This is a genomic window from Sinomonas sp. T428B (genome assembly GCF_056780155.1).
Genome location: NZ_JBRAZR010000001.1, coordinates 1793380 through 1815865, shown reverse-complemented (window position 1 = coordinate 1815865; position 22486 = coordinate 1793380). Strand labels below are relative to the sequence as shown.

Genomic DNA, 22486 nt, shown 5'->3' with positions numbered 1-22486 from the left:
CTTGATGCTCAGTCGAGCACCCAGGAGACTGCTCGAACTGTTAGACGGTCCGCACATCGTTGGGCAGAGATTTTGCACGAGGAAAGGCCGACAGCCCGAGTCTCCATTGTCCATGGCTGAAAGGCCTGCGCGGCCTTTCCGCCCACCATCCTACGGGGAAAGGGCCCGTCTCGGAACAGACGGACCCTTTCGCACCGAATGTCACAGAATGTGACGCGAATCTCACGCGACGGTGATGAGGCTCCCAGCGCCCTGGCGCGCGGCCTCGAAGCGCTTGGCAACGTCGGCCCAGTTCACGATGTTCCAGAACGCCTTGACGTAGTCCGCCTTGACGTTGACGTAGTCGAGGTAGAAGGCGTGCTCCCACATGTCGAGCATGAGCAGCGGGATCGTGCCGACGGGGACGTTGCCCTGCTGGTCGTAGAGCTGCTCGATGACGACGTTGCCGCCGAGGGGCTCGTAGGCGAGGATCGCCCAGCCGGAGCCCTGGAGGCTCGTGGCCGCTGCGCTGAAGTGCGCAACGAACTTGTCGAACGAGCCGAACGCGTCGTCGATCGCCGCGGCGAGCTCGCCCTCGGGCTTGTCGCCGCCCTCCGGGGAGAGGTTGTTCCAGAAGATCGAGTGGTTGGTGTGGCCGCCGAGGTGGAACGCGAGGTCCTTGCTCAGGCGCGTGACGTTGGCGAAGTCGCCAGCCTCGCGGGCCTCGGCGAGCTTCTCGAGCGCCGTGTTGGCGCCCGCGACGTAGGCAGCGTGGTGCTTGCTGTGGTGCAGCTCCATGATCCGGGCCGAGATGTGCGGCTCGAGCGCCGCGTAGTCGTACGGAAGCTCAGGCAGTGCGTAGGTCACAAGATCCTCCATCGGTTGGTTTCCCGCGCCCATATCCCAAGAAGCACGGGCTGATGACTGCTCCATCCTATGCAGATCCCAGGGCATCCCCGCCGAAGGCGTCAGCCGTCGAGCATGTCGGGCGTAACGTTGGCCTCCGTGCCGGGGATCCCGGTCTCGGCGGCCTTCTTGTCCGCCATGGCCAGGAGCCGGCGGATCCGCCCCGCGATCGCGTCCTTGGTCAGCGGCGGCTCGGCGAGGCGGCCCAGCTCGTCGAGGCTCGCCTGCTTGTGCGCGACGCGCAGCTCGCCCGCGTAGCGCAGGTGCTCCGGCACGTCGTCGCCGAGGATCTCGAGCGCGCGCTCGACCCGCGCACCGGCGGCGACGGCTGCCTGCGCGGAACGGCGGAGGTTGGCGTCGTCGAAGTTCGCGAGCCGGTTCGCCGTCGCGCGGACCTCCTTGCGCAGGCGCCGCTCCTCCCAGGCCATGAGCGCGTCGTGCGCGCCCATGCGGGTCAGCAGCGCGGCGATCGCGTCGCCGTCGCGCACGACGACGCGGTCCACCCCGCGCACTTCCCTCGCCTTCGCGGCGATCCCCAGCCGGCGCGCAGCGCCGACGAGCGCGAGCGCGGCCTCGGGCCCCGGGCACGTGACCTCGAGCGAGCTCGAGCGGCCGGGCTCCGTGAGCGAGCCGTGGGCGAGGAACGCGCCGCGCCACACGGCCTCGGCATCCGCCGCCGAGCCGTTGACGACGACGGAGGGCAGCCCGCGCACGGGCCGGCCGCGGTTGTCGAGCAGCCCCGTCTGCCGCGCGAGGGCCTCCCCGTCGCGCACGACCCGCACGACGTACCGGCTGCCCTTGCGCAGGCCCCCGCCCGAGACGACGATGATCTCGCTCTGGTGCCCGTAGACCTCCTGGATCGCGGCACGCAGGCGCCGGGCCGTGGAGGCGAGGTCCACTTCGGCCTCGATGACGATGCGGCCGGAGATGATGTGCAGCCCGCCCGCGAACCGCAGGATCGCCGAGACCTCGGCCTTGCGCTCGGAGGACTTCTTGACGCCCAGCCGCGACAGCTCGTCCTTGACGCCCTGGGTCAGTGCCATGGTGTGCCCTCCTGCTGGGATGCGCGCGGCGGCAGGGAGCCTGCTGGGCTCATCGCCCGCCGCCGTTGAAGATCTCGTGGTACGCGCCGGCGAGCCGGAGCGCATCGTGGACCGGCCGGTGGCCGGAAGACCTCACTCTACCGAAGTGGACCTCGGCCCCGAGCTCGGCCGCGACGCGCACGAACTCGTCGCGGTCCCGGACCGAGGCGACGTCGGCGATGACGGCGTCGACGCTGAACTCGGGGGCGGTGCGTTGGAGCACCCGCAGGTGGTCCGCCGCGCTCATGCCGGACGTCTCCTGCGTGTCCACCGCGAGGTTCATCGTGAGGCATCGCCGGGCCGGGGTGTCGCACAGGGCCTGCCGGGTCTCCGGCAGGGTCAGGTGCGGGAGCACGGACGTGTACCAGGACCCGGGGCCCAGGACGACCCAGTCGGCGAGCTCGATCGCGCTGAGCGCCTCGGGGCACGCGGGGGCGTCCTCGGGGACAAGCCGTACCTCCTCGAGTCGGCCCGCGACGGCGCACGCGGCCTGGCCGCGGATCGTCTCGATCCGGTCCCCGCCGCCGTGTGCGCCCGAGCCGGAGACGAGCACGTCGCCCTCGATCATGAGCGGGACGCGGGACATCGGCAGGACCTGGCCGCGCGCGCCGAGGAGCGCCCCGGCCCAGCGCAGCCCGGCCACGATGTCGCCGAGGAGCTCGGCGAGGGTCACGATGAGCAGGTTCCCCAGCGCATGGTTGTCGAGCCCGCTCGTCCCGGCCGGGGAGCGGAAGCGGTGCTGCATGACGTCGCGCCACGTGCGGCCCCAGTCGGTGTCGTCGCACAGGGCGGCGAGGGCCATGCGCAGGTCGCCCGGGGGGACGACGCCGAAGTCGCGGCGCAGGCGGCCGGAGGACCCGCCGTCGTCCGCGACCGTGACCACGGCGGTGAGCTCCGTGGTGAGCAGGCGCAGGGCAGAAAGGGAGGCGGCGAGGCCGTGGCCGCCGCCGAGCGCGACGACGGTGGGGCCCTTGGGCACGCCCCCGTTCGTGCCAGCGCCGGGCCGTACGAGCGGGAGCTGGCCGGTGAAGAGCGCACTCACTCGCGGCCCAGATCCCGGTGCGAGGTGGTCACGGTCACGCGCGGGTGCTGGGCGAGCCGCTTGCCCAGCTCCTCTGCGATCGCCACGGAGCGGTGCTTGCCGCCCGTGCAGCCGACGGCGATCGTCGCGTAGTGCTTGTTCTCGCGCCGGTAGCCTGCGAGGACGGGTTCGAGGGCGTGGACGTAGCGGTCCACGAAGTCCTGGGCGCCGTTGGCCACGAGGACGTAGTCGCTCACGTCCGGGTCGAGGCCCGTGTGCGGGCGCAGCTGCGGGATCCAGTGAGGGTTCGGGAGGAAGCGCACGTCCGCCACGTAGTTGGCGTCCGCGGGCAGGCCGTACTTGAAGCCGAAGCTCATGATGTTCAGGCGCAGCGTGACTGGGCCCTTCTCGGAGAACAGCTCCGTGATGGCCGTCGCGAGCCCGTGCACGTTGAAGTCTGACGTGTCGAGGACGAGGGTCGCGCTCTCCTTGAGCTCCGCGAGCAGAGCGCGCTCGGCAGCGATGCCATCGGAGATGCGCCCGCCGCCCTGCAGGGGGTGCGGGCGGCGGCCCTGCTCGAAGCGGCGGATGAGCACTTCGTCGCTCGAGTCGAGGAAGAGGACGCGGTACTCGGTGCCGCTCGTGGCGAGCTGCGTGAGGGCGTCGCGGATGTCCGCGTCGAGGCCCTTGCTGCGCACGTCCATGACGACGGCGAGCTTGGGGATCTTCGCCGAGGCGTGGCCGACGAGCTCGGACAGGGTGCCCAGCAGCTGCGGCGGCAGGTTCTCGACGACGTACCAGCCGTGGTCCTCGAGGGCGTTGGCCGCCGTGCTCCGGCCCGCACCGGACATGCCGGTGACGATGAGGAGCTCCGACGCGGTGGGTTTGACGGGGGTCAGGGTGTCTTGGCTCGCGTCCGCCGCGCTCGTCTCGCTCATGGCCCCAGCCTAGCTAAGTGTCGAGGATTTCGCCGGTGCTGTAGTTGACGGCGGGGACGGTCTCCTCGGCCGGCGTGCCCGCCGGGCCGAGGCCGTGGAAGCGCGCGTGGACGGCGCTGGCGAGGGCCGGGCCGAGGCCCGGGGCCTCGGCGATCTCGGCCACGCTCGCGGCCTTGAGGCGCTTGACCGAGCCGAAGTGCGCGAGGAGCGCCTTCTTCCGGGCAGGGCCGAGCCCCGGCACCTCGTCCAGGACCGAGGCCGTCATCGACTTGCCGCGCTTCTGCCGGTGGAACGCGATCGCGAACCGGTGGGCCTCGTCGCGGATCCGCTGGAGCATGTAGAGGCCCTGCGACGCCCGCGGGAGGATCACGGGGAAGTCGCCCTCGGGCAGCCACACCTCCTCGAGCCGCTTCGCGAGGCCGACGACGCGCACCTCCTGGCCGATGCCGAGCTCGGCGAGAGCGCGCACGGCCGCCGCGACCTGCGGCTGGCCGCCGTCGACGACGACGAGGTTGGGCGGGTAGGCGAACTTGCCCCTCTCCTCGACGGGCAGCTCCCGGTCGGCCAGGTAGCTGCGGAAGCGGCGGGTCAGGACGTCGTGCATCGCAGCGGTGTCGTCGCGGGCGGCGTCGCCCGTGACCGCGAAGCGGCGGTACTCGCTCTTCTTCGCGAGCCCGTCCTCGACCACCACCATGGAGCCGACGACGTTGGTGCCCTGCACATGGGAGATGTCGAAGCACTCGATGCGCAGCGGGGGCTCGGCCAGCTCGAGGGCCTCCTGGAGCTCCTGGAGACCGAGCGATCGGGTCGTGATGTCCCCGGCCCGGCGGCTCTTGTGGAGGCGGAGGGACTGCACCGCGTTCTCGTGGACGGTCTCGAGCAGCGCTGCCTTGTCCCCGCGCTGTGGGACGCGGAGGGTCACGCGTGCCCCGCGGAGCGCGGAAAGCCACGCGGTGAGCTCCTCGGCGTCCTCGGGGAGCACGGGCACGAGCACCTCGCGCGGGAGCCGGCCGTCCGTCTCGGACTGCTCGCCGTACACCTGGGTGAGGAGGTGGGTGACGAGCCCCGCGGGTGTCGTGTCCTCGACCTTCTCGACGACCCAGCCGCGCTGGCCGCGGATCCTGCCGCCGCGGACGTGGAACACCTGGACGGCCGCCTCGAGCTCGTCCTCCTCGACGGCGAAGATGTCCGCGTCGGTGTCTTCGGAGAGCACGACGGCGTTGCGCTCGAAGACCTTGCGCATCGCGATGATGTCGTCGCGCAGCCGGGCTGCCGTCTCGTAGTCGAGCTCGGCCACGGCCGCGGCCATGCGCTTCTCGAGGCCGCCGATGAACCGCTTGGCCTCGCCTCCCATGAAGGCGCAGAAGTCCTCTGCGAGCTGGCGGTGCTCCTCGGGGGTCACCCGGCCGACGCACGGGGCAGAGCACTTGTCGATGTAGCCGAGCAGGCACGGGCGGCCGCTCTGCTCGGCGCGGCGCAGGACCCCGGCGCTGCACGAGCGGACCGGGAAGACCCGCAGGAGCGTGTCCATGGTCTCGCGGATGGCGCCGGCGGTGTACGGGCCGAAGTAGCGCGTGCCCTTGCGGCGCTCCCCGCGCAGCACCTGCACGCGGGGGTACTTCTCCCCCATGGACACGGCGAGGTAGGGGTAGGTCTTGTCGTCGCGGAAGGCCAGGTTGTACCGCGGAGAGAACTCCTTGATCCAGGTGTACTCGAGCTGGAGGGCCTCGAGCTCGCTGCCGACGACGGTCCACTCGACGCTCGCGGCCGCGTGGACCATCGCGTAGGTCTTGGGCAGGAGCGTGGCGGGGTTCGCGAAGTACGAGTTCAGCCGCTGCCGGAGGCTCTTGGCCTTGCCGACGTAGATGACGCGGCCGTGCGGGTCGCGGAACCGGTAGACGCCCGGATCCGTGGGGATCTCCCCTGTCTTCGGCCGGTAGCTCGATGGATCTGCCACTGGTCCATTCTAGTCAGGAGGGCGCCAGGTCGAATCAAGGGTGTGCCAGGCCCGCAAGCCCCGGAGCCCCGGCTGGGCTCACTCGTTCGCGGGGGGCTTGTTGTACCCAGGCGCCCGGGTCTGCCCGCTCAGGGCGGCGATCGCGTCCATGATCCGGTCCGTCGCCTCGCGGCGCGCGGGGAGCGAGTGGTCTGGGCCGGTCTTCTCGAAGTAGAGCGGCTCGCCGACGACCATCTCGAAGTGCCGCGGGACGATCGTGTTCCTGTCCGCTGGCTGGAGCTTCTCGGTGCCCTTGAGGCCGACCGGGACGACGGGCGCGCCGGTCGTGAGCGCGAGCCAGCCCACGCCTGTGCGGCCCCGGTACAGGAGCCCGTCCCGCGAACGGGTGCCCTCGGGGTAGATGCCGATGCCCCTGCCCTCGTCCAGGAGGTCGAGGAGGGTCTTGAGCGCGGCCACGCTCGCGGCCTGCTCGCCACGCTCGACCGGGATCGACCCCACGCCCTCGAAGAAGGACTTCATGAGCTTGCCCTTGATGCCCGTGCCGTTGAAGTACTCGGCCTTGGCGAAGAAGGCGACGCCGCGGGGCATGAGCGCCTGGATGATCACGGAGTCGAGGAACGAGAGGTGGTTCGAGGCGACGATGACCGGACCGTCCTTCGGGACGTTCTCAAGCCCCGTCACCGTGGGGCGGCACAGGCCCGCGATGGCGGCGCGGATGCTGTGGCGCGTGAGGGAGTAGATCACCACGCGGCGGCCTCCTGCGCCGAGCCGGCGCGGGCCGCCCTGTCCTCGTGGGGCACGCTCTCCTCGCGGGACACGCTGTCCTCGCGGGCCTGGGGCAGAGCGGCGACGATGGCCTGCTCGAGCTCGTCGACCGTCCCGACGACGGCGGCGAGGTCCAGGGCGGCGAACTCGCCCTCGGGCGCGAAGCCCCACAGGACGCCGATGCAGGGCACCCCGTTCGCGGCGGCTCCGGCCGCGTCGTGGCGGCGGTCGCCGATCATGACGGCCGCGTCCGGGCGCCCGTGGTTCGTGGCCAGGGCCGCGCGCACGATCCCCGTCTTGCCGTCCGGGGCGGGCGGCAGCGTCTCGTCGTCGGGCGCGCCGTGGATGCTGTGGAAGTGCCGGTCGAGCCCGTGCGCGGCGAGGAGGCGCTTGGCGAGGGACTCGGGCTTCTGGGTCGCGACCGTGAGGCGCAGCCCGCGGTCGCGCAGGCGCGCGAGCAGCTCGGGGATGCCCGGGTAGGGGCGGCTCTCGGCCATGCCGTGGGAGATGTACCGCTGGCGGTAGGTGTGCACGACGGCGGGGATCGCCTCGGCGGGCACCTCGGCGAGGCGGCGGAGCGACTCGACGAGGGGCGGCCCGACCATGCTCGAGAGCGTCGCCGCGTCCGGGACTGGGTAGCCGTGGTCCGCGAGGGCATGCGCGATGCCGCCCGTGATGCTTCCTGCTGGGTCGACGAGAGTTCCGTCCAAATCGAAGATCACGAGTGCGGGGCTGTCAGTCACCGGGACAGTCTCCCATATCGTCTGGAGTGCCCGAAACTCGTATGAATACGCGGGCATGGATCCAGAACTGCGGCGTTCCGAGCCCATGCCGTGCCGGTCATGCGGGCCTTCCCAGAGCCCTCTGGCCAGCGCCTCACGCCCTGCCGAGGACCTCCGCGAGGAACGTGCCCGTGTGGCTTCCGTCCACCCGGGAGACCTGCTCGGGGGTTCCCGTGGCGATGATGCGGCCGCCGCCGGAGCCGCCGTCGGGCCCGAGGTCGAGGATCCAGTCCGCGCTCTTGATGACGTCGAGGTTGTGCTCGATCGTGATGACCGTGTTGCCCTTGTCGACGAGCGACTGCAGGACGCCCAGGAGCTTGCGGATGTCTTCGAAGTGCAGGCCCGTGGTGGGCTCGTCGAGGACGTAGATGCTGCGCCCGTTCGAGCGCTTCTGGAGCTCCGCGGCCAGCTTGACGCGCTGGGCCTCGCCCCCGGAGAGCGTCGTGGCCGGCTGGCCGAGGCGCACGTAGCCGAGGCCGACGTCGTTGAGCGTGCGCAGGTGCCGCGCGATCGGCGTGAAGGCGGCGAAGAACTCCGCGGCCTCCTCGATGGGCATGTTGAGCACGTCGGCAATCGTCTTGCCCTTGTAGTGGACCTCGAGCGTCTCGCGGTTGTACCGCGCGCCGTGGCACACCTCGCACGGGACATAGACGTCCGGCAGGAAGTTCATCTCGATCTTGAGCGTGCCGTCGCCGCTGCAGGCCTCGCAGCGCCCGCCCTTGACGTTGAACGAGAACCGGCCGGGCTGGTAGCCGCGCACCTTGGCCTCGGTGGTCTCGGCGAAGAGCTTGCGGATGTGGTCGAACACCCCCGTGTACGTGGCCGGGTTCGACCGCGGCGTGCGGCCGATCGGACTCTGGTCCACGTGGATGACCTTGTCGAGGTGCTCGAGGCCCTCGATGCGAGTGTGCCGGCCGGCAACCTGCTTGGCCCCGTTCAGCCGGTTCGCGAGGACCTTGTAGAGGATGTCGTTCACGAGCGTGGACTTGCCCGAGCCGCTCACGCCGGTCACCGCGGTGAGCACGCCGAGCGGGAACGTCGCGTCGACGCTCTGGAGGTTGTGCTCGCGCGCGCCGACGACCTTGAGCTGGCGCGTCTTGTCGACCTTCCGGCGCTTGGCCGGCACTTCGATCCGGCGGCGGCCGGAGAGGTAGTCCCCCGTGATGGATCGGCGGCTCTCCTTGAGCCCCTCGAGCGGGCCCGAGTACACGACCTCGCCGCCGTGCTCGCCCGCGCCCGGGCCGATGTCGACGATCCAGTCGGACTCATGGATGGTGTCCTCGTCGTGCTCGACGACGATGAGCGTGTTGCCGAGGTCGCGCAGGCGCGTGAGCGTCTCGATGAGGCGGCGGTTGTCCCGCTGGTGCAGGCCGATGCTCGGCTCGTCGAGAACATACAGCACGCCCACGAGCCCCGAGCCGATCTGCGTCGCGAGCCGGATGCGCTGCGCCTCGCCGCCCGAGAGGGTCCCGGCGGAGCGCTCGAGGTTGAGGTACTCGAGGCCGACGTCGAGCAGGAACTCGAGCCGCGCGTCGATCTCCTTGAGCACCTGGTGCGCGATCTGCTCCTCGCGCGAGGTGAGGTCGAGCGTCGAGAGGAACTCCCGGGCCTCCCGGAGAGGGAGCCGCGAGGTCTCGGCAATGGACTTCCCGCCCACGAGCACCGAGAGGGACGCCGGGTTGAGGCGCGCGCCGCCGCACTCGGGGCACGGGATCTCGCGCATGTACTCCTCGTACCGGTCCCGGGCGAAGTCCGACTCCGTCTCGAGGTGCTTGCGCTGGATGTACTGGACGGCGCCCTCGAAGCCCGTGCTGTACTTGCGCTCCCGGCCGAACCGGTTGCGGTACTGCACGACGACCTTGTGGTCCTTGCCGTAGAGCACGGCGTCCCGCGCGTACTGCGGGAGGCTGTGCCAGGCGGTATTGACGGAGAAGCCGAGGTCGTCGGCGAGGCCCTCGAGGAGGCGGGTCCAGTACTCCTGGGTCGCGGTGCCGAGCGACCAGGGCGCGATCGCGCCCTCGGCGAGGGAGAGCGCGGGGTCCGGGACGACGAGCTCCTCGTCGACCTCGAGCTTCGTGCCGATGCCCGTGCACGCCGGGCACGCGCCGAAGGGGTTGTTGAAGGAGAACGAGCGGGGCTCGATCTCGTCGATCGCGAGCGGGTGCTCGTTGGGGCACGCGAGGTTCTCCGAGAACGCCCGGATGCGGCCGTCGTCGTCCGCGTCGCGGTCCACGAAGTCGGCGAGGACGCGGCCCTCGGCGAGCCCCAGCGCCGTCTCGACCGAGTCGGCGAGGCGCTGGCGGATGCCCTCCTTGACCACGAGGCGGTCGACGACGACCTCGATCGTGTGCTTGTACTGCTTGCCGAGCTTGGGCGGCTCGGAGAGCTGGATGAGCTCGCCGTCGACGCGGGCGCGGGCGTAGCCCTTCGCCGCGAGCTCCTTGAAGAGGTCGACGAACTCGCCCTTGCGCCCGCGCACGACCGGGGCGAGGAGCTGGAACCGGGTCCCGTCGGGGAGCTCGAGCAGCTGGTCGACGATCTGCTGCGAGGTCTGGCGCGTGACCGGCTCGTGGCAGATGGGGCAGTGCGGGCGCCCCACCCGGGCCCACAGCAGGCGCATGTAGTCGTAGATCTCGGTGATCGTGCCGACGGTCGAGCGGGGGTTCTTGCTCGTGGACTTCTGGTCGATCGAGACGGCCGGGGAGAGCCCCTCGATGAAGTCGACGTCCGGCTTGTCCACCTGGCCCAGGAACTGGCGCGCATAGGCGGAGAGCGACTCGACGTAGCGCCGCTGGCCCTCGGCGAAGATCGTGTCGAAGGCGAGCGAGGACTTGCCCGAGCCCGAGAGGCCCGTGAAGACGATCATCGCGTCGCGGGGGAGGTCGAGGTCCACATTGCGCAGGTTGTGCTCGCGGGCGCCCTTGACCACGATCCGGGTCAGGTCGTGGCGATGCGATGGCCCGGCGGCGGCGCCGGAGAGGACGCGAGGCGACCCGGCGCCGGGGGCCTGGGTCGAGGGGGAATCGTTGAGCGTCGAGAGACTCTGCACCCGTCCATGCTAGTCGACAGCGTCAAAATTTCGAAAACGTCTTCGATAGCGCGTCTCAGGCCCGGCAGGGGTCAGAGCCGGCCGTAGGCCGCCCGCAGGAGCTCGACGGCCTCCTCCAGCGTGCAGCCGCGCGCGTGGGCCGCGGAGGCGAACTCAGAGGCTGCGGCGGCGAGCTCCTGCTCACGGGCGCCGCGCGGGGCGATGCTCGTTCCGGCCCTCCCCGCGGTGACGACGACGCCCGCGTCCTCGAGCTCGCGGTAGGCCCGCGCGACCGTGTGCGGGGCGACGCCGAGCTCGGAGGCGAGCGCCCGCACGGGCGGGAGCCGATGCCCGGCCGGCAGCGCGCCGTCGTCCGCGAGGGCGATGATGCGGCGCCGCAGCTGCTCGAAGAGCGGCGTGGCCAGCTCCGCGTTCGGGCGCCAGCGCCCGGGGAAGTCGGGATGTGACATGCCGCTCAGCCTACCGGCGGCATGCCTAGACTGGCCGCATGAGCAGCCTCCTCCACGATCTCGAGCGCGTGACGGTCCGCCGCATCGCCGTGAGCGAGATGGACAACAACGTCTATCTCATCACTGGCAAGGCGTCCGGGGCGCAGGTCCTCATCGACGCCGCCGACGACCTCCCCGCCATCCAGGCCCTCCTCGCCGAGGGCGCCTCGGACGCGGAGGCCCCCGCGCGCCTGGCCCTCGTCGCGACGACGCACCAGCACTGGGACCACGTGCGGGCGCTCGAGGGGCTCGTCGCGGCGACCGGGGCGCAGGTCGGCGCGGGCCGGCAGGACGTCTCCGGGATCCCGGTGCCGGTCGACGTCGTGCTGGACCACGGGGATGTGGGGAGCTTCGGGGGCCCCGAAGGATTCAGCCTGACCGCCGTCCACCTGCGCGGGCACACGCCCGGATCGATCGCCTTCGTGCTCGAGGAGCACGACGCTCCCCCGATCATCTTCTCCGGGGACTCGCTCTTCCCCGGCGGCGTCGGCAACACCCAGCAGGATCCGGACCGGTTCGCGCTGCTCTACGCCGACGTCACCGAGCGGCTCTTCGGCGTCTACCCGGACGAGGCGGAGGTCCACCCGGGTCACGGGCGCCCGACGACGCTCGGCGCCGAGCGCCCGCACCTCGCCGAGTGGGCGGAGCGGGGCTGGTAGAACCCTCCCGCTCCCCCGGGGCCCACAGCCCATGGCGCCGGTGCCGAACGGGTCCTACCATCACAGCATCCGTTCGGACCGAGCTAAGGGAATGCGATGTTGACCGCCTCGTCATCCATTTCGACGGCAGGGTCAGCGGCTACTTCGTCCGCTACGTCGACGTGCTGACCCAGCCTCGAGGCGTTCCAGCAGGCGGTCTTCATGGCCAGTTTCGAAGGCACCACCGACTTCGGGCTGGGCCTGTCCGCCGAGCTGCCGTTCCGCGTGAAGGCAGTGGGCGGCCCCGGAGGCTCGCGTCTGGTCATCGACGTGGCCCATCCATGAACCTGACTACCCTGACGTGCGCTCCTCGATCCCGCACCAGCCGGCGACGAACAGGGCGATGCTCTTCGTGATCCGGCGGACTGACTCGACCGAGACCCGCTCGTCGAACCCGTGGATCGCCTCGGAGACGGGCCCGTAGACGAGCGAGGGCATGTCCCCGTAGAGGGTGAAGACGCGCCCGTCGAGGTAGCCGGGGGTCGTGAAGCTCTGCAGCGGGTGGCCGAACGCGCGCTCGTGGGTCTGGGCCAGCAGCGACTCCGCGTCGCTGCCCGGCTCGAGCACATAGCCCTCGGCGAAGAACCCCGTCCTGGTCGCCTCGGCATGGATCGGCGACTCCCCCGCCGCGAGCGCGGCGAGGCATTCCTGGAGCTCGGCCCAGGCCTTCTCCGCGGGCGTGCCCGGGTAGATCGCCGCGCGCACGTCGAACTCGCACCACGCCGGGACGCTCGAGGGCCAGTCCCCGCCCGCGATGCCACCGAAGTTGACGTTAATTGGGTGGTCGAGGTCCTCGAAGTAGCGGTGGCCGAACCGCTCGAGGTTCCACTTGGCCTCGAGCTCCCGCAGCGCCGACATCGCGGTATAGGCCGCGTCGATGGCGTTGAAGCCCGAGCCCATCTCCCGCGGGTGGGTGGGGCTGCCGCTCACGCGGACCCGGAACCAGAGCACGCCCACGTTGGCGCGCACGAGCATGTCCTCCTCGGGCTCGGGGATGACGACGGCGTCGGCCCCGTAGCCGCGCAGGAGCGCGGCGAGGGAGCCGTTCCCCGTGCACTCCTCCTCGACGACCGACTGGACGTGGATCCGGCCGGTGGGCTCGAAGCCCGCGGACCGGACGGCGTCGAGCGCGAAGAGGTTGGCGGCGAGCCCCGCCTTCATGTCCCCCGCACCGCGGCCGTACAGCCAGCCGTCGATGATCGGCGCGTCCCACGGGGAGCGCGACCAGGCCTCGGAAGGCCCCTCGGGGACGACGTCGATGTGGCCGTTGAGGATGAGCGAGCGTCCTCGTTCCTCCCTGGGGCGGAAGGAGCCGACGACGTTGGTCACCCCCTCGTAGGACACCGTGGTCGGCCCGTAGCCCTCGTGGGCCGAGAGCTCCTCGGGATCCAGCTCCCACCGGTCCATCACGAGCCCTCGCGAGGCCATCGCCGCATACATGAGGTCCTGGGCGCTGCCCTCCCGCGCCCGGAGCGACGGGTGCCTGACGAGCTCCTGGGTGAAGGCGAGCTGCTCATCGAACGCGGCATCCACGGCGTCGAGGATGCGGCGGCTCTGGTCCTCGGTGATCATCACTGGAGTGCTCATCAGTCGGCGACGAGGTGCTTGTCCTCGATGCGCAGGCGCCCGCCGAGGTAGCCGCCGACGGCGGTGAGCAGCGAGATGATGGCGAGGATCAGGGCCGCGCCCCAGGACTGGTTGCCGGACACGCCGAGCATTGCGGTGGCGATCATGGGCATGAAGCCGCTCGTCGCGCCGGCGATGTTGTAGCCGAGGGCGACGCCGGAGTAGCGCAGCTTCGGCGGGAACAGCTCCGTCAGCAGGGCGCCGTTGACGGCATAGGCCACGGCGATGAGCATGATGCCGATCGTGATCGCGAGGGTGATCATCAGCGGGGACTTCGTGTCGATCATCCCGAACAGCGGGAACGCCAGGAGCGCGCTCACGATGCCGCCCCACATGGTGACCTTGCCGGCCCCGACCTTCTCGGCCAGGCGGCCCATGTAGACCGTGACGACGATCTGGGCGGCAGCCGCGATGAGCGTCGCGTTGACCATGATGCTGCGGTCCACCTTGAGCGTGTTGGCGCCGTAGCTCACCGCGAAGGTCGTGATCATGTAGAAGCCGCCGACGCCGAGCAGGGCGGCGAGGACCGCCACGACGAGGCGCCCCCCGGCCCGGCGGAAGACCTCGAGCGCCGGCGCCTTGACCGTCTCCTCCTGGGCGAGCAGGTCCTTGAAGATCGGGGACTCCTCGACCTTGAGGCGGATCCAGAGCGCGACGAGCAGCATCGGGATGGCCGCGAGGAACGGGAGGCGCCAGCCCCACGCGTCGAAGGACGCGGACGGCAGGAGCAGGACGAGGGCGAACGCACCGGAGGCCATGAGGGTCGCTACCGGCGAGCCGATCTGGACCATGGCGGCATACCGGCCGCGCTTCTCGGCGGGCGCGTGCTCGACCGCCATGGTCACCGCACCGCCCCATTCGCCGCCGACGGCGAGGCCCTGGACGAGGCGCAGGACGGCGAGCAGGATCGGCGCCGCAAGGCCGATGCTGGAGAAGTCGGGCAGCATGCCGATGAGGGCGGTGGCGACGCCGATCATCACGATCGTCGCGAGCAGCGCCGGGCGCCGCCCGTAGCGGTCGCCGATGTAGCCGAAGACGACGGCGCCGATCGGGCGGGCCGCGAAGCCGACGCCGAAGGTCGCGAAGGAGGCCAGCAGGGCGGCCGTCGGGTTCAGGTCGGTGAAGTAGAGCCGGTTGAAGACGAGGGCGGCGGCGGTGCCGAAGAGGTAGTAGTCGTACCATTCGAGGGCCGTCCCCACGAAGGCGGCGCGGGCGATCTTGCCCGCGTCCTTGCCGGAGACGACCGGCGGGGCGCTCGGAGCGCCGTTGATAGACGTCACTGGGTGAGCCTTTCGAGCTGAGTGGAGTCTGCGCTGAGGGTCCCCGTGGCGGTTCCGAAAGGCCACGGCCCTCTTCCCGAGGGGCGAGCGCTGGAGGAACATCCCGCTGGCAGATCTGGGATACGTCTTCGAGCGTAAATCAGTGAGATTTCCCTGAACAATGGCGATTTCCACTCACTTCGCCTGCCTTCCTTGGGCAAATTCACATCCTGGCGCTTCAGTGCGGGACGGCCCGAGAAGAGCGCTGGACAGGCCGAGAAGCCCGGGTCCGGCTAGGCCCGGTCCATGCCGTAGCGGCTGAGCGCGACGAGCGCCCACGCGGCCTGGGCCGGGACGGTGAGGTCCAGGCCGATCACCTCCTGGAGGCTGCGGAGCCGGTTCACGACCGTGTTCCGGTGGCAGTAGAGCTCCTCGGACGTCTCCTTGATCGACCCCGTGCGGGCGTAGCTGCGGGCCACCTGCAGCAGGCGCTCGCGCTCGTGCGGCGTGCACTCATCGAGCGCGCGTGTGACGCGCGACGAGAAGCCGGGCAGCGCCGTCTCGAGCAGTCCGGCAGCGATCCGCATCCAGGCCTCCTCGACGCTGGCCAACGCCGAGCCCCCGCGGTGCTGCGCCAGGACCAGCGCCGCGGCGGCCGCGGCGGGAACGGCCCCCAGGCCCTCTGCCCCGGGGACGTAGCCTGCGCCGAAGCCCGGCTCCTCGTCGAGCCACGTGCGGCCCTTCCGCTGGCGGCGGAAGAGGTACACGGCGCCGGTGTTCTCGTAGAGGTAGACGTCCTCCGAGGAGCCGTAGCGGCGCTGGGCGAGGGGAACGGCGTCGTCGATCACGGCGAGCACCTCGAACGTGCCCTGGGCCGGCACGTCGAGGGCGACGGCGACCTCCTGGACGCCGGCCGCGTCGAGCGGGTCGCCGTGGAAGAGGCGGGACAGCAGGCGCTGCCGGTAGAGCTGCTTGTTCCGCGCCAGCAGGGCCTCCTCCTCGGCGAAGGCCTGCTGGATGCTGCTGACGTACCCCTCCACCATGTCCAGCACGCGGTCCATGTTGGCCACGAGGATGCCGATGCTGTCGGGGCGGGCCACCCGCTCGAGCCCCTTCCACAGGACGCGGAAGTCGTTGCGCACTGCGCTCAGGAACGCATCCAGGGGCACGCCCTGACGCGCGCGCCGAGTGGCGATCTCCCGGGGAAGCGCCCGGAGGTCCGGCGGGACCTCCGCCCCGCCCATCTGGAAGATCAGCAGGTCCATCGTGTCGACGGCGCCCTGGTAGACGTCCTGCTCCGGGACGCGGGCCTCGCCGTAGGAGATGGCCGCGAACTTCTGGAGGAAGTCCTCGACGAGCAGCTCCCGCTCGTGCCACAGCCGTTCGACGAGGCGGGCCCACTCCGGCTCGACCGAGGGCCCTGGCCTGAAGACCCGCTCCGAGGGTGCCGCTGCGCGGGATGGGACGGGATGCTCTGCACTCACCCCACCATTTTATGCAAATGCTTAAGCAGACGGGCGAAAGCGGCGGCCTTTGTCCATTGCGGGTGGCATAGTCCCAGCGTTGAATGTTTTTCATGCTCGTCGACCTGGTGATCCGCAACGCCCGAATCCTGACGCAGGACCCCTCGCGCCCGCTCGCGGACAGCCTGCTGGTCCACGACGGCAGGATCCTCGCCGTCGACCCGGATCCGGGCCTGGGCCTCGAGGGCGCCCGCCTGATCGACGCCGGCGGGGCCACGGTGGTCCCCGGCTTCAACGACGTGCACGCGCACAGCGTGTGGTTCGGGCTCGGCCTCATGGAGGCGAACCTCGGCTCCGTGACGAGCCTCGAGGACGTCTACCGGACCATTGCCGAGGCGGCCGCGCCGCTCGGACCCGACGAGTGGGTCATCGCCTCGGGCTTCAGCCCGCTCCTCCTCGGGGGCCAGCAGCCGGACCGCGACCGGCTCGACGCGGCGGCAGGGGGCCGGCCGGTCTGGATCAAGCACTCCTCCGGCCATGCGTGCACGCTCAACGGCGCCGCCCTCGCCCGGGTCGCCCAGAGGGCCGCCCTCGCCGCGCCCGTCGACGGCGGAGTCGTCGTCGTGGGCGACGACGGCCGGCCGACGGGGCTGCTCGAGGAGAACGCCATGCGGCTCGTGCAGGACCTCATGCTGCCCTACCCCCTGGAGACGATCGAGCGCGCGCTGGACATCGCCACGACCCACTACCTGTCCGAGGGCATCACGAGCGTCACCGACGCCGGGATTGCCGGCGGCTGGATCGGCTACTCCCCCCGCGAGTTCGCGGCCTACCAGAGCGCGAGGGACAAGGGGCTGCTGAGCGTGAGGATGCAGCCGATGATGGTGCTCGACGCCCTCCACGAGGTGCCCGGCCACGCGACGGATCCGGCCGCGCGGGGGCTCGACGGCGGCATCCGCTCAGGCCTCGGCGACGACTGGCTCCGCCTCGGATCGGTCAAGGTGTTCAGCGACGGGTCGCTGCTCGGCGGCACGGCCTACGTGAGCGAGGAGTACGTGGGCTGCCCGCACAACCACGGCTACCTGCAGATGGCGCCGGAGAAGCTCCGCACGGCCGCGCTCGGGGCCTACCGGGCCGGCTGGGCGCTCGCGATCCACGCCATCGGCGACCGCGCCGTCGACCACGCGATCGAGATCATCGAGGAGGCGCAGCGGACGTACGGCCCCAACGCGCTGCCCAACCGCATCGAGCACGGCGGCGTGGTCCGCCCCGAGCAGCTGGACCGGATCGCCGCGGCCGGCATCGTGCTCGTCCCGCAGCCGCACTTCATCACCGAGTTCGGGGACGGCATGGCCCGCCTCCTCGGCCCCGAACGCACGGCCCAGTCCTACCCGGCGAAGAGCCTGCTCGACCGGGGCGCGCTCCTGCCGGGGAGCTCGGACCGGCCGGTGTCCAAGGGACGCCCCCTGGACGTCATGCAGTCCTTCGTCGAGCGCCTGACCCCCTCGGGCGAGGTCTACGGCCCGGCGGAGAGGATCACCGCCGCCCAAGCGCTCGCCGCCTACACCACCGGCTCGGCCGAGGCGACGGGAACCGGGCACCTCAAGGGCATGCTCGCGCCCCGGTATCTCGCCGACCTCGTCTTCCTCGACCAGGACCCCACCGCCGTCGAGCCCTCGCGCATCGGGGCGACCCGCGTGCTCGGCACGATGGTGGGCGGCGAGCTCCGCTTCGGCGAGGAGAACTTCCCCACTCTGACGAACACCCCAGACTCCGCCGCAGCCTTCGCTGGAAAGGATCGTGCATGAGCACCACCGACACCGAGTTGCTCGCCGACTTCGCCGCCATGTCGCGCTTCGGGGCGACCCCGGGCGGCGGCGTCGACCGGCAGGCCGGCACGCCCGCCGACCACGAGACCCGGCGGTGGTTCAGCGAGTGGCTCGGCCGCCACGGCTACACCGAGTCCGTGGACGAGGCGGGCAACCAGTTCGGCACCCTCGAGCTCGTCCCCGGCGCCCCCTACGTCCTCATCGGATCGCACTTGGACTCGCAGCCCCTCGCTGGGCGGTACGACGGTGCCTACGGCGTGCTCGCGGCCGCCCACGCCGGGGCGCGCGTCGCCGCCGAGGCCCGCGCGGGGAGCCTGGACGCGGTGTACAACGTCGCCGTCGTCAACTGGTTCAACGAGGAGGGCAGCCGCTTCACGCCGAGCATGATGGGCAGCGGCGTCTTCACCGGCAAGCTCCCGCTCGCCGGCGCGCGCGCCACGGCGGATCCCAGCGGCGTCACGGTGGCCGAGGCGCTCGCCGCGGGGCATCGGGCTCCGGACGGGAGCGCGCCGGTGCTCGCCGACGTCGCCCGCTACGCCGAGATCCACATCGAGCAGGGCCGGAGCCTCGAGGAGAGCGGCACCCAGGTCGGCATCGTGGACCGCACGTGGGCCGCCGCGAAGTACCGGGTGACCGTCGACGGCGCGCAGTCCCACACCGGGGCCACCCGCATGGAGGACCGTCGGGACGCGCTCTACGGCGCCGCCCTGGTCATCGCCGCGGCACGGGAACTGGCCGCGGAGTTCGAGCCCGGCCTCCTGCACACCTCGGTCTCCGAGCTGTACGTCCTCCCGAATTCGCCGGTCACGATCGCCCGCCAGGTCGTCACGAACCTGGACCTGCGCTCTCCCGACGAGGACGTGCTCGCGCGGGCCACCGAGATGCTCGACAAGTGGATCGCCGACGCCGAGGCGCGCTCGCGGACCGAGATCAGCCTCGAGCAGACGCACCGCTGGGGCCTCGTGGCCTACCAGCCGGAGGGCGTGGCCCTCGGGACCGCGAGCGCCGAGCGGCTCGGCTTCACGCACACGACGATCATGACGGTGGCGGGGCACGACTCCACCAACCTCAAGGACGTCGTGCCGACGGTGATGCTATTCGTACCGAGCGTCGAGGGCATCTCGCACAACGAGGCCGAGTTCACGCGCGACGACGACGCCGTGCGCGGCGTCCAGCTGCTCACCGAGGTGGTACGAGGGCTCGTGCGCGGGGAGCTCGGGACCGCCTGATCTACATCCGCCGCCCGACGCAGAAGATGCGCCGGAACGGGTACACGACCGTCGTGACGCCATCGCGCTCGGTCGGGGGGTACGCGTCGAGGAGGAGCTGGTTGTACTGCTCCTCGAACTGCCGGCCCTCCTCCGGCGTGAGCAAGTCGAGGACGGGCCGGAGGGCGGTCCCCCGCACCCAGTTCAGGACGGCGTCCTCCCCCTCGAGCACCTGGAGGTAGGTGGTCTCCCACACGTCCGCCTCCCATCCGGCCTCGCGCAGGAGGCCGAAGTACTCCACGGGCTCGGACACGGCGTCCGTGTGCCGCAGGACCCCGCGGAGCCGGTGCTCCCACTGGATGGACTCCGCGAGCTCGCGCAGGAGGACGTGCGAGGGCGACTGGAAGTTGCCGGGCACTTGCACGGCGAGCCAGGACCCGGGGGCGAGCTGCTCGAGCCAGCGGCCCATGAGCCCCTGGTGCCCCGGCACCCACTGGAGGGCCGCGTTCGAGACGACCACGTCGACGTCGTCCTCCGGCTCCCAGTGGACGATGTCCCCCCGCGTGAAGCGCAGGTTGGAGAGCCCGGCGCCTGAGGAACGGGCCGTGCCGAGCATGGCTTCGGAGCTGTCCACCCCCTCGACGTCGGCGCCCGGCCAGCGCTCGGCGAGCGCCGCCGTCAGCTGCCCGGTGCCGCAGCCGAGGTCGACGACGCGGCGGGGCGCCTCGGCCGCGATCCGCGCCGTGAGGTCGAAGAACGGCCGCGAGCGGTGGTCGTTGAAGGCGGCGTAGACTGCCGGATCCCACGTCAGCGAGCTCATGGGTCAACGCTAGTGCCGATAGGCTGGAGGCGCCATGCGACTCGACACGCTCCTTCCCGCTCCCTCCGGCCGCCCCGACCCGTCCCGGTCCCTCCAGGACGAGGTGTACGACGCGTTCGTCGGCTGGGCCGAGGGACGCGGCCTGTCCCTCTACCCCGCCCAGGACGAGGCCGTGCTCGAGCTCGTCTCCGGCTCGAACGTGATCCTCGCCACCCCGACCGGCTCCGGCAAGTCCCTCGTCGCGATCGCGGCCCACTTCCACGGCCTCGCCACCGGCCAGCGCTCCTACTACACGGCGCCGATCAAGGCGCTGGTCTCGGAGAAGTTCTTCGCGCTGTGCGAGATCTTCGGCGCCGAGAACGTCGGCATGGTCACGGGCGACTCGGCCGTGAACCCCGAGGCCCCCATCATCTGCTGCACCGCGGAGATCCTCGCCAACCACGCCCTGCGCGAGGGGGCGGACGCCGAGCTCGGCCCCGTCGTCATGGACGAGTTCCACTTCTACTCCGACCCGCAGCGCGGGTGGGCGTGGCAGGTCCCCCTGCTCGAGCTCCCGCAGGCCCAGTTCCTCCTCATGAGCGCGACGCTCGGGGATGTGAGCCGCTTCGAGGACGAGCTCGCCGAGCGCACGGGGCGCACGACGACGACTGTCGCCCACGCGGAGCGCCCCATCCCGCTGCACTACTACTACGAGGAGCGGCCGGTCCACGAGACCCTCGAGGAGCTCCTCGCGACGAAGCAGGTCCCCGTCTACGTTGTGCACTTCAGCCAGGCCGAGGCGATCGAGCGGGCCCAGCAGCTGATGAGTGTCAACATGTGCACGCGCGAGGAGAAGGACCGGATCGCCGAGCTCATCGGCGGCTTCCGCTTCGCGGCCGGCTTCGGCAAGACGCTCAACCGGCTCGTCCGGCACGGGATCGGCGTGCACCACGCGGGCATGCTGCCCAAGTACCGCCGGCTCGTCGAGCAGCTCGCCCAGGCAGGCCTGCTCAAGGTCATCTGCGGCACGGACACCCTCGGCGTCGGCATCAACGTGCCCATCCGCACCGTCATGCTCACCGCCCTGAGCAAGTTCGACGGGAACCGGACCCGGCTCCTCAACGCCCGGGAGTTCCACCAGATCGCGGGCCGCGCGGGGCGGGCTGGCTTCGACACGGCGGGCACCGTCGTCGTGCAGGCGCCGGACCACGTCGTCGAGAACAACCGCGCGCTCGAGAAGGCTCGCGCGAAGTTCGGCGACGACGCGCGCAAGCTGCGCCAGGTCGTGAAGAAGAAGCCCCCCGAGGGGTTCGTCTCGTGGGGGAAGCCGACCTTCGAGCGGCTCGTCGAGGCGCAGCCCGAGCCGCTGTCCTCGAGCTTCACGGTCTCCCACGCGATGCTCCTGAACCTCATGGCCCGCCGGGGCAACCCGTTCACGGCGGCACGCCGGCTCCTCGGCGAGAACCACGAGCCGCGGGCTTCTCAGCTGCGGCTCATGCGCCGCGCGCTCGGGATCCTGCGCGAGCTCCTCGGCGCCGGCGTCGTCGAGCGGATCCCCGCGGCGGAGCTGACGGCTGAGGACGTCGCGAGCGAGCGCTCGCTGCGGCTCACCGTGGACCTGCAGGAGAACTTCGCGCTCAACCAGCCCCTCTCCCCGTTCGCGCTCGCGGCCCTCGACCTCCTCGACCCGGAGTCGCCGTCGTACGCCCTCGACGTCGTCTCGGTCATCGAGGCCACGCTCGAGAAGCCGCGGCAGATCCTCTCCGCCCAGCTCAAGCGCGCCCGCGCCGACGCCGTCGCCGCGATGAAGGCCGAGGGGCTCGAGTACAGCGAGCGCATGGCGCAGCTCGACGCCGTGACCTACCCCGAGCCGCTCAAGGAGCTCCTCGAGGCCGCGTTCGAGACCTACCGGCGTCACGCCCCGTGGGTGGCGGACTTCGAGCTCGCCCCCAAGTCGGTGGTCCGGGACATGTACGAGCGGGCCATGGACTTCGGCGAGTACGTCCAGTTCTACGGCCTCGCGCGGAGCGAGGGGATCGTCCTGCGCTACCTCACCGACGCGTTCAAGGCCCTGCGCCAGACCGTCCCCCAGGACGCCCTGCGCGAGGACCTCGAGGACCTCATCGCGTGGCTCGGGGAGCTCGTCCGCCAGGTCGACTCGAGCCTGCTCGACGAGTGGGAGGAGCTCACGAGCGGCCGCGACCTGCACACCCACGACGCCCCGCCGCCCCCTCCCCCGGCGCTCACGTCCAACCTCCGGGCCTTCCGGGTCATGGTCCGCAACGAGCTCTTCCGCCGCGTCGAGCTGTTCGCGGACGAGGACTCGGCGGCGCTCGCGGAGCTCGACGGCGATGCCGGCTTCGGAGTGCAGGAATGGGAGGAGGCCCTCGACGGCTACTTCGAGGAGCACGAGGACATCGGCACCGGCCCGGACGCCCGAGGCCCGCAGCTGCTCGTCATCGAGGCCAAGCCCCGCGTGTGGCACGTGCGCCAGATCTTCGACGACCCGGCCGGGCACCGCGACTGGGGCTTCTCGGCCGACGTCGACCTCGACGCGAGCGACGAGACCGGCACCGCCGTCATCCGGGTCACCGCGATCGGCCGCCTCGGCGGTTAGGTTGGTGCCATGAGTCCTTC

17 protein-coding genes and 1 pseudogene are annotated in these 22486 nt (G+C 71.2%); 5 read left to right on the top strand and 13 right to left on the bottom strand.

Annotation, left to right across the window (positions count from 1 at the left end; genetic code table 11):
* Positions 1-222: 222 nt before the first annotated feature.
* The 9 genes from ACUYMY_RS08350 to ACUYMY_RS08310 form a co-directional block, all read right to left on the bottom strand.
* Positions 223-858 (bottom strand): superoxide dismutase, encoded by a 636-nt coding sequence (locus tag ACUYMY_RS08350; RefSeq protein ID WP_481703119.1) that lies wholly within the window; start codon positions 856-858, stop codon positions 223-225.
* A gap of 89 nt (positions 859-947) precedes the next feature.
* On the bottom strand, positions 948-1928 hold the full coding sequence (gene whiA, locus ACUYMY_RS08345) for a DNA-binding protein WhiA (protein ID WP_481703118.1): 981 nt from the start codon (positions 1926-1928) through the stop codon (positions 948-950).
* Positions 1929-1977: 49 nt separating this feature from the next.
* A complete protein-coding gene (locus ACUYMY_RS08340) occupies positions 1978-3009 on the bottom strand; it encodes a gluconeogenesis factor YvcK family protein (protein ID WP_481703117.1) in 1032 nt (343 codons plus the stop codon).
* A complete protein-coding gene (gene rapZ, locus ACUYMY_RS08335; protein WP_481703116.1) occupies positions 3006-3926 on the bottom strand; it encodes an RNase adapter RapZ in 921 nt (306 codons plus the stop codon). The genes ACUYMY_RS08340 and rapZ overlap by 4 nt, the downstream gene beginning before the upstream one ends.
* Before the next feature lie 13 nt (positions 3927-3939).
* On the bottom strand, positions 3940-5883 hold the full coding sequence (uvrC, locus tag ACUYMY_RS08330; RefSeq protein ID WP_481703115.1) for an excinuclease ABC subunit UvrC: 1944 nt from the start codon (positions 5881-5883) through the stop codon (positions 3940-3942).
* A gap of 78 nt (positions 5884-5961) precedes the next feature.
* Positions 5962-6630, bottom strand: coding sequence for a lysophospholipid acyltransferase family protein (locus ACUYMY_RS08325; RefSeq protein WP_481703114.1), 669 nt, complete (start codon positions 6628-6630; stop codon positions 5962-5964).
* The gene (locus ACUYMY_RS08320; RefSeq protein WP_481703113.1) at positions 6624-7391 is read right to left on the bottom strand and encodes an HAD hydrolase-like protein; all 768 of its coding nucleotides are present in this window, start codon (positions 7389-7391) and stop codon (positions 6624-6626) included. Before ACUYMY_RS08320 ends, ACUYMY_RS08325 begins: the two co-directional genes overlap by 7 nt.
* A 133-nt stretch (positions 7392-7524) precedes the next feature.
* Complete coding sequence (uvrA, locus tag ACUYMY_RS08315) at positions 7525-10371, bottom strand: excinuclease ABC subunit UvrA (RefSeq protein ID WP_481705010.1); 2847 nt, start codon at positions 10369-10371, stop codon at positions 7525-7527.
* Positions 10372-10550: 179 nt separating this feature from the next.
* Positions 10551-10928: a GntR family transcriptional regulator gene (locus tag ACUYMY_RS08310; protein WP_481703112.1), complete on the bottom strand. Its 378-nt coding sequence runs from the start codon at positions 10926-10928 to the stop codon at positions 10551-10553.
* A 38-nt stretch (positions 10929-10966) separates the two neighbouring features.
* Here ACUYMY_RS08310 and ACUYMY_RS08305 point away from each other — a divergent pair, with 38 nt between their 5' ends.
* Positions 10967-11626, top strand: coding sequence for an MBL fold metallo-hydrolase (locus ACUYMY_RS08305; protein ID WP_481703111.1), 660 nt, complete (start codon positions 10967-10969; stop codon positions 11624-11626).
* A gap of 177 nt (positions 11627-11803) precedes the next feature.
* A pseudogene (locus ACUYMY_RS08300) lies at positions 11804-11950 on the top strand (AMIN-like domain-containing (lipo)protein); the annotation flags it as partial.
* Between the two features lie 6 nt (positions 11951-11956).
* Here the strand turns inward: ACUYMY_RS08300 and ACUYMY_RS08295 are convergent.
* The 3 genes from ACUYMY_RS08295 to ACUYMY_RS08285 form a co-directional block, all read right to left on the bottom strand.
* Positions 11957-13237: an ArgE/DapE family deacylase gene (locus ACUYMY_RS08295; RefSeq protein WP_481705009.1), complete on the bottom strand. Its 1281-nt coding sequence runs from the start codon at positions 13235-13237 to the stop codon at positions 11957-11959.
* A gap of 14 nt (positions 13238-13251) precedes the next feature.
* On the bottom strand, positions 13252-14571 hold the full coding sequence (locus ACUYMY_RS08290) for an MFS transporter (protein WP_481703110.1): 1320 nt from the start codon (positions 14569-14571) through the stop codon (positions 13252-13254).
* Positions 14572-14843: 272 nt separating this feature from the next.
* Positions 14844-16034 carry a helix-turn-helix domain-containing protein gene (locus ACUYMY_RS08285; RefSeq protein ID WP_481703109.1) on the bottom strand — a complete coding sequence of 397 codons (1191 nt, stop codon included), beginning with the start codon at positions 16032-16034 and terminating at the stop codon, positions 14844-14846.
* Between the two features lie 92 nt (positions 16035-16126).
* Here ACUYMY_RS08285 and ACUYMY_RS08280 point away from each other — a divergent pair, with 92 nt between their 5' ends.
* Together ACUYMY_RS08280 and ACUYMY_RS08275 are read left to right on the top strand one after the other, a co-directional pair.
* Positions 16127-17821 (top strand): amidohydrolase, encoded by a 1695-nt coding sequence (locus tag ACUYMY_RS08280; protein ID WP_481703108.1) that lies wholly within the window; start codon positions 16127-16129, stop codon positions 17819-17821.
* Positions 17818-19071: a M20 family metallo-hydrolase gene (locus ACUYMY_RS08275; RefSeq protein WP_481703107.1), complete on the top strand. Its 1254-nt coding sequence runs from the start codon at positions 17818-17820 to the stop codon at positions 19069-19071. The genes ACUYMY_RS08280 and ACUYMY_RS08275 overlap by 4 nt, the downstream gene beginning before the upstream one ends.
* A gap of 1 nt (position 19072) precedes the next feature.
* Here the strand turns inward: ACUYMY_RS08275 and ACUYMY_RS08270 are convergent, their stop codons facing one another.
* Complete coding sequence (locus ACUYMY_RS08270) at positions 19073-19870, bottom strand: trans-aconitate 2-methyltransferase (RefSeq protein ID WP_481703106.1); 798 nt, start codon at positions 19868-19870, stop codon at positions 19073-19075.
* 34 nt (positions 19871-19904) lie between these two features.
* Here ACUYMY_RS08270 and ACUYMY_RS08265 point away from each other — a divergent pair, with 34 nt between their 5' ends.
* Positions 19905-22466, top strand: a complete 2562-nt coding sequence (locus ACUYMY_RS08265; protein ID WP_481703105.1) for a DEAD/DEAH box helicase — start codon at positions 19905-19907, stop codon at positions 22464-22466.
* Positions 22467-22486: the final 20 nt, after the last annotated feature.

Excerpts from the sequence above, each read along its gene's own strand:
- ACUYMY_RS08350 (WP_481703119.1), bottom strand. The coding sequence starts at position 858 with ATGGAGGATCTTGTGACCTACGCACTGCCTGAGCTTCCGTACGACTAC.
- whiA (WP_481703118.1), bottom strand. The coding sequence starts at position 1,928 with ATGGCACTGACCCAGGGCGTCAAGGACGAGCTGTCGCGGCTGGGCGTC.
- rapZ (WP_481703116.1), bottom strand. The coding sequence starts at position 3,926 with ATGAGCGAGACGAGCGCGGCGGACGCGAGCCAAGACACCCTGACCCCC.
- ACUYMY_RS08310 (WP_481703112.1), bottom strand. The coding sequence starts at position 10,928 with ATGTCACATCCCGACTTCCCCGGGCGCTGGCGCCCGAACGCGGAGCTG.
- ACUYMY_RS08305 (WP_481703111.1), top strand. The coding sequence starts at position 10,967 with ATGAGCAGCCTCCTCCACGATCTCGAGCGCGTGACGGTCCGCCGCATC.
- ACUYMY_RS08295 (WP_481705009.1), bottom strand. The coding sequence starts at position 13,237 with ATGATCACCGAGGACCAGAGCCGCCGCATCCTCGACGCCGTGGATGCC.
- ACUYMY_RS08280 (WP_481703108.1), top strand. The coding sequence starts at position 16,127 with ATGCTCGTCGACCTGGTGATCCGCAACGCCCGAATCCTGACGCAGGAC.
- ACUYMY_RS08275 (WP_481703107.1), top strand. The coding sequence starts at position 17,818 with ATGAGCACCACCGACACCGAGTTGCTCGCCGACTTCGCCGCCATGTCG.
- ACUYMY_RS08270 (WP_481703106.1), bottom strand. The coding sequence starts at position 19,870 with ATGAGCTCGCTGACGTGGGATCCGGCAGTCTACGCCGCCTTCAACGAC.
- ACUYMY_RS08265 (WP_481703105.1), top strand. The coding sequence starts at position 19,905 with ATGCGACTCGACACGCTCCTTCCCGCTCCCTCCGGCCGCCCCGACCCG.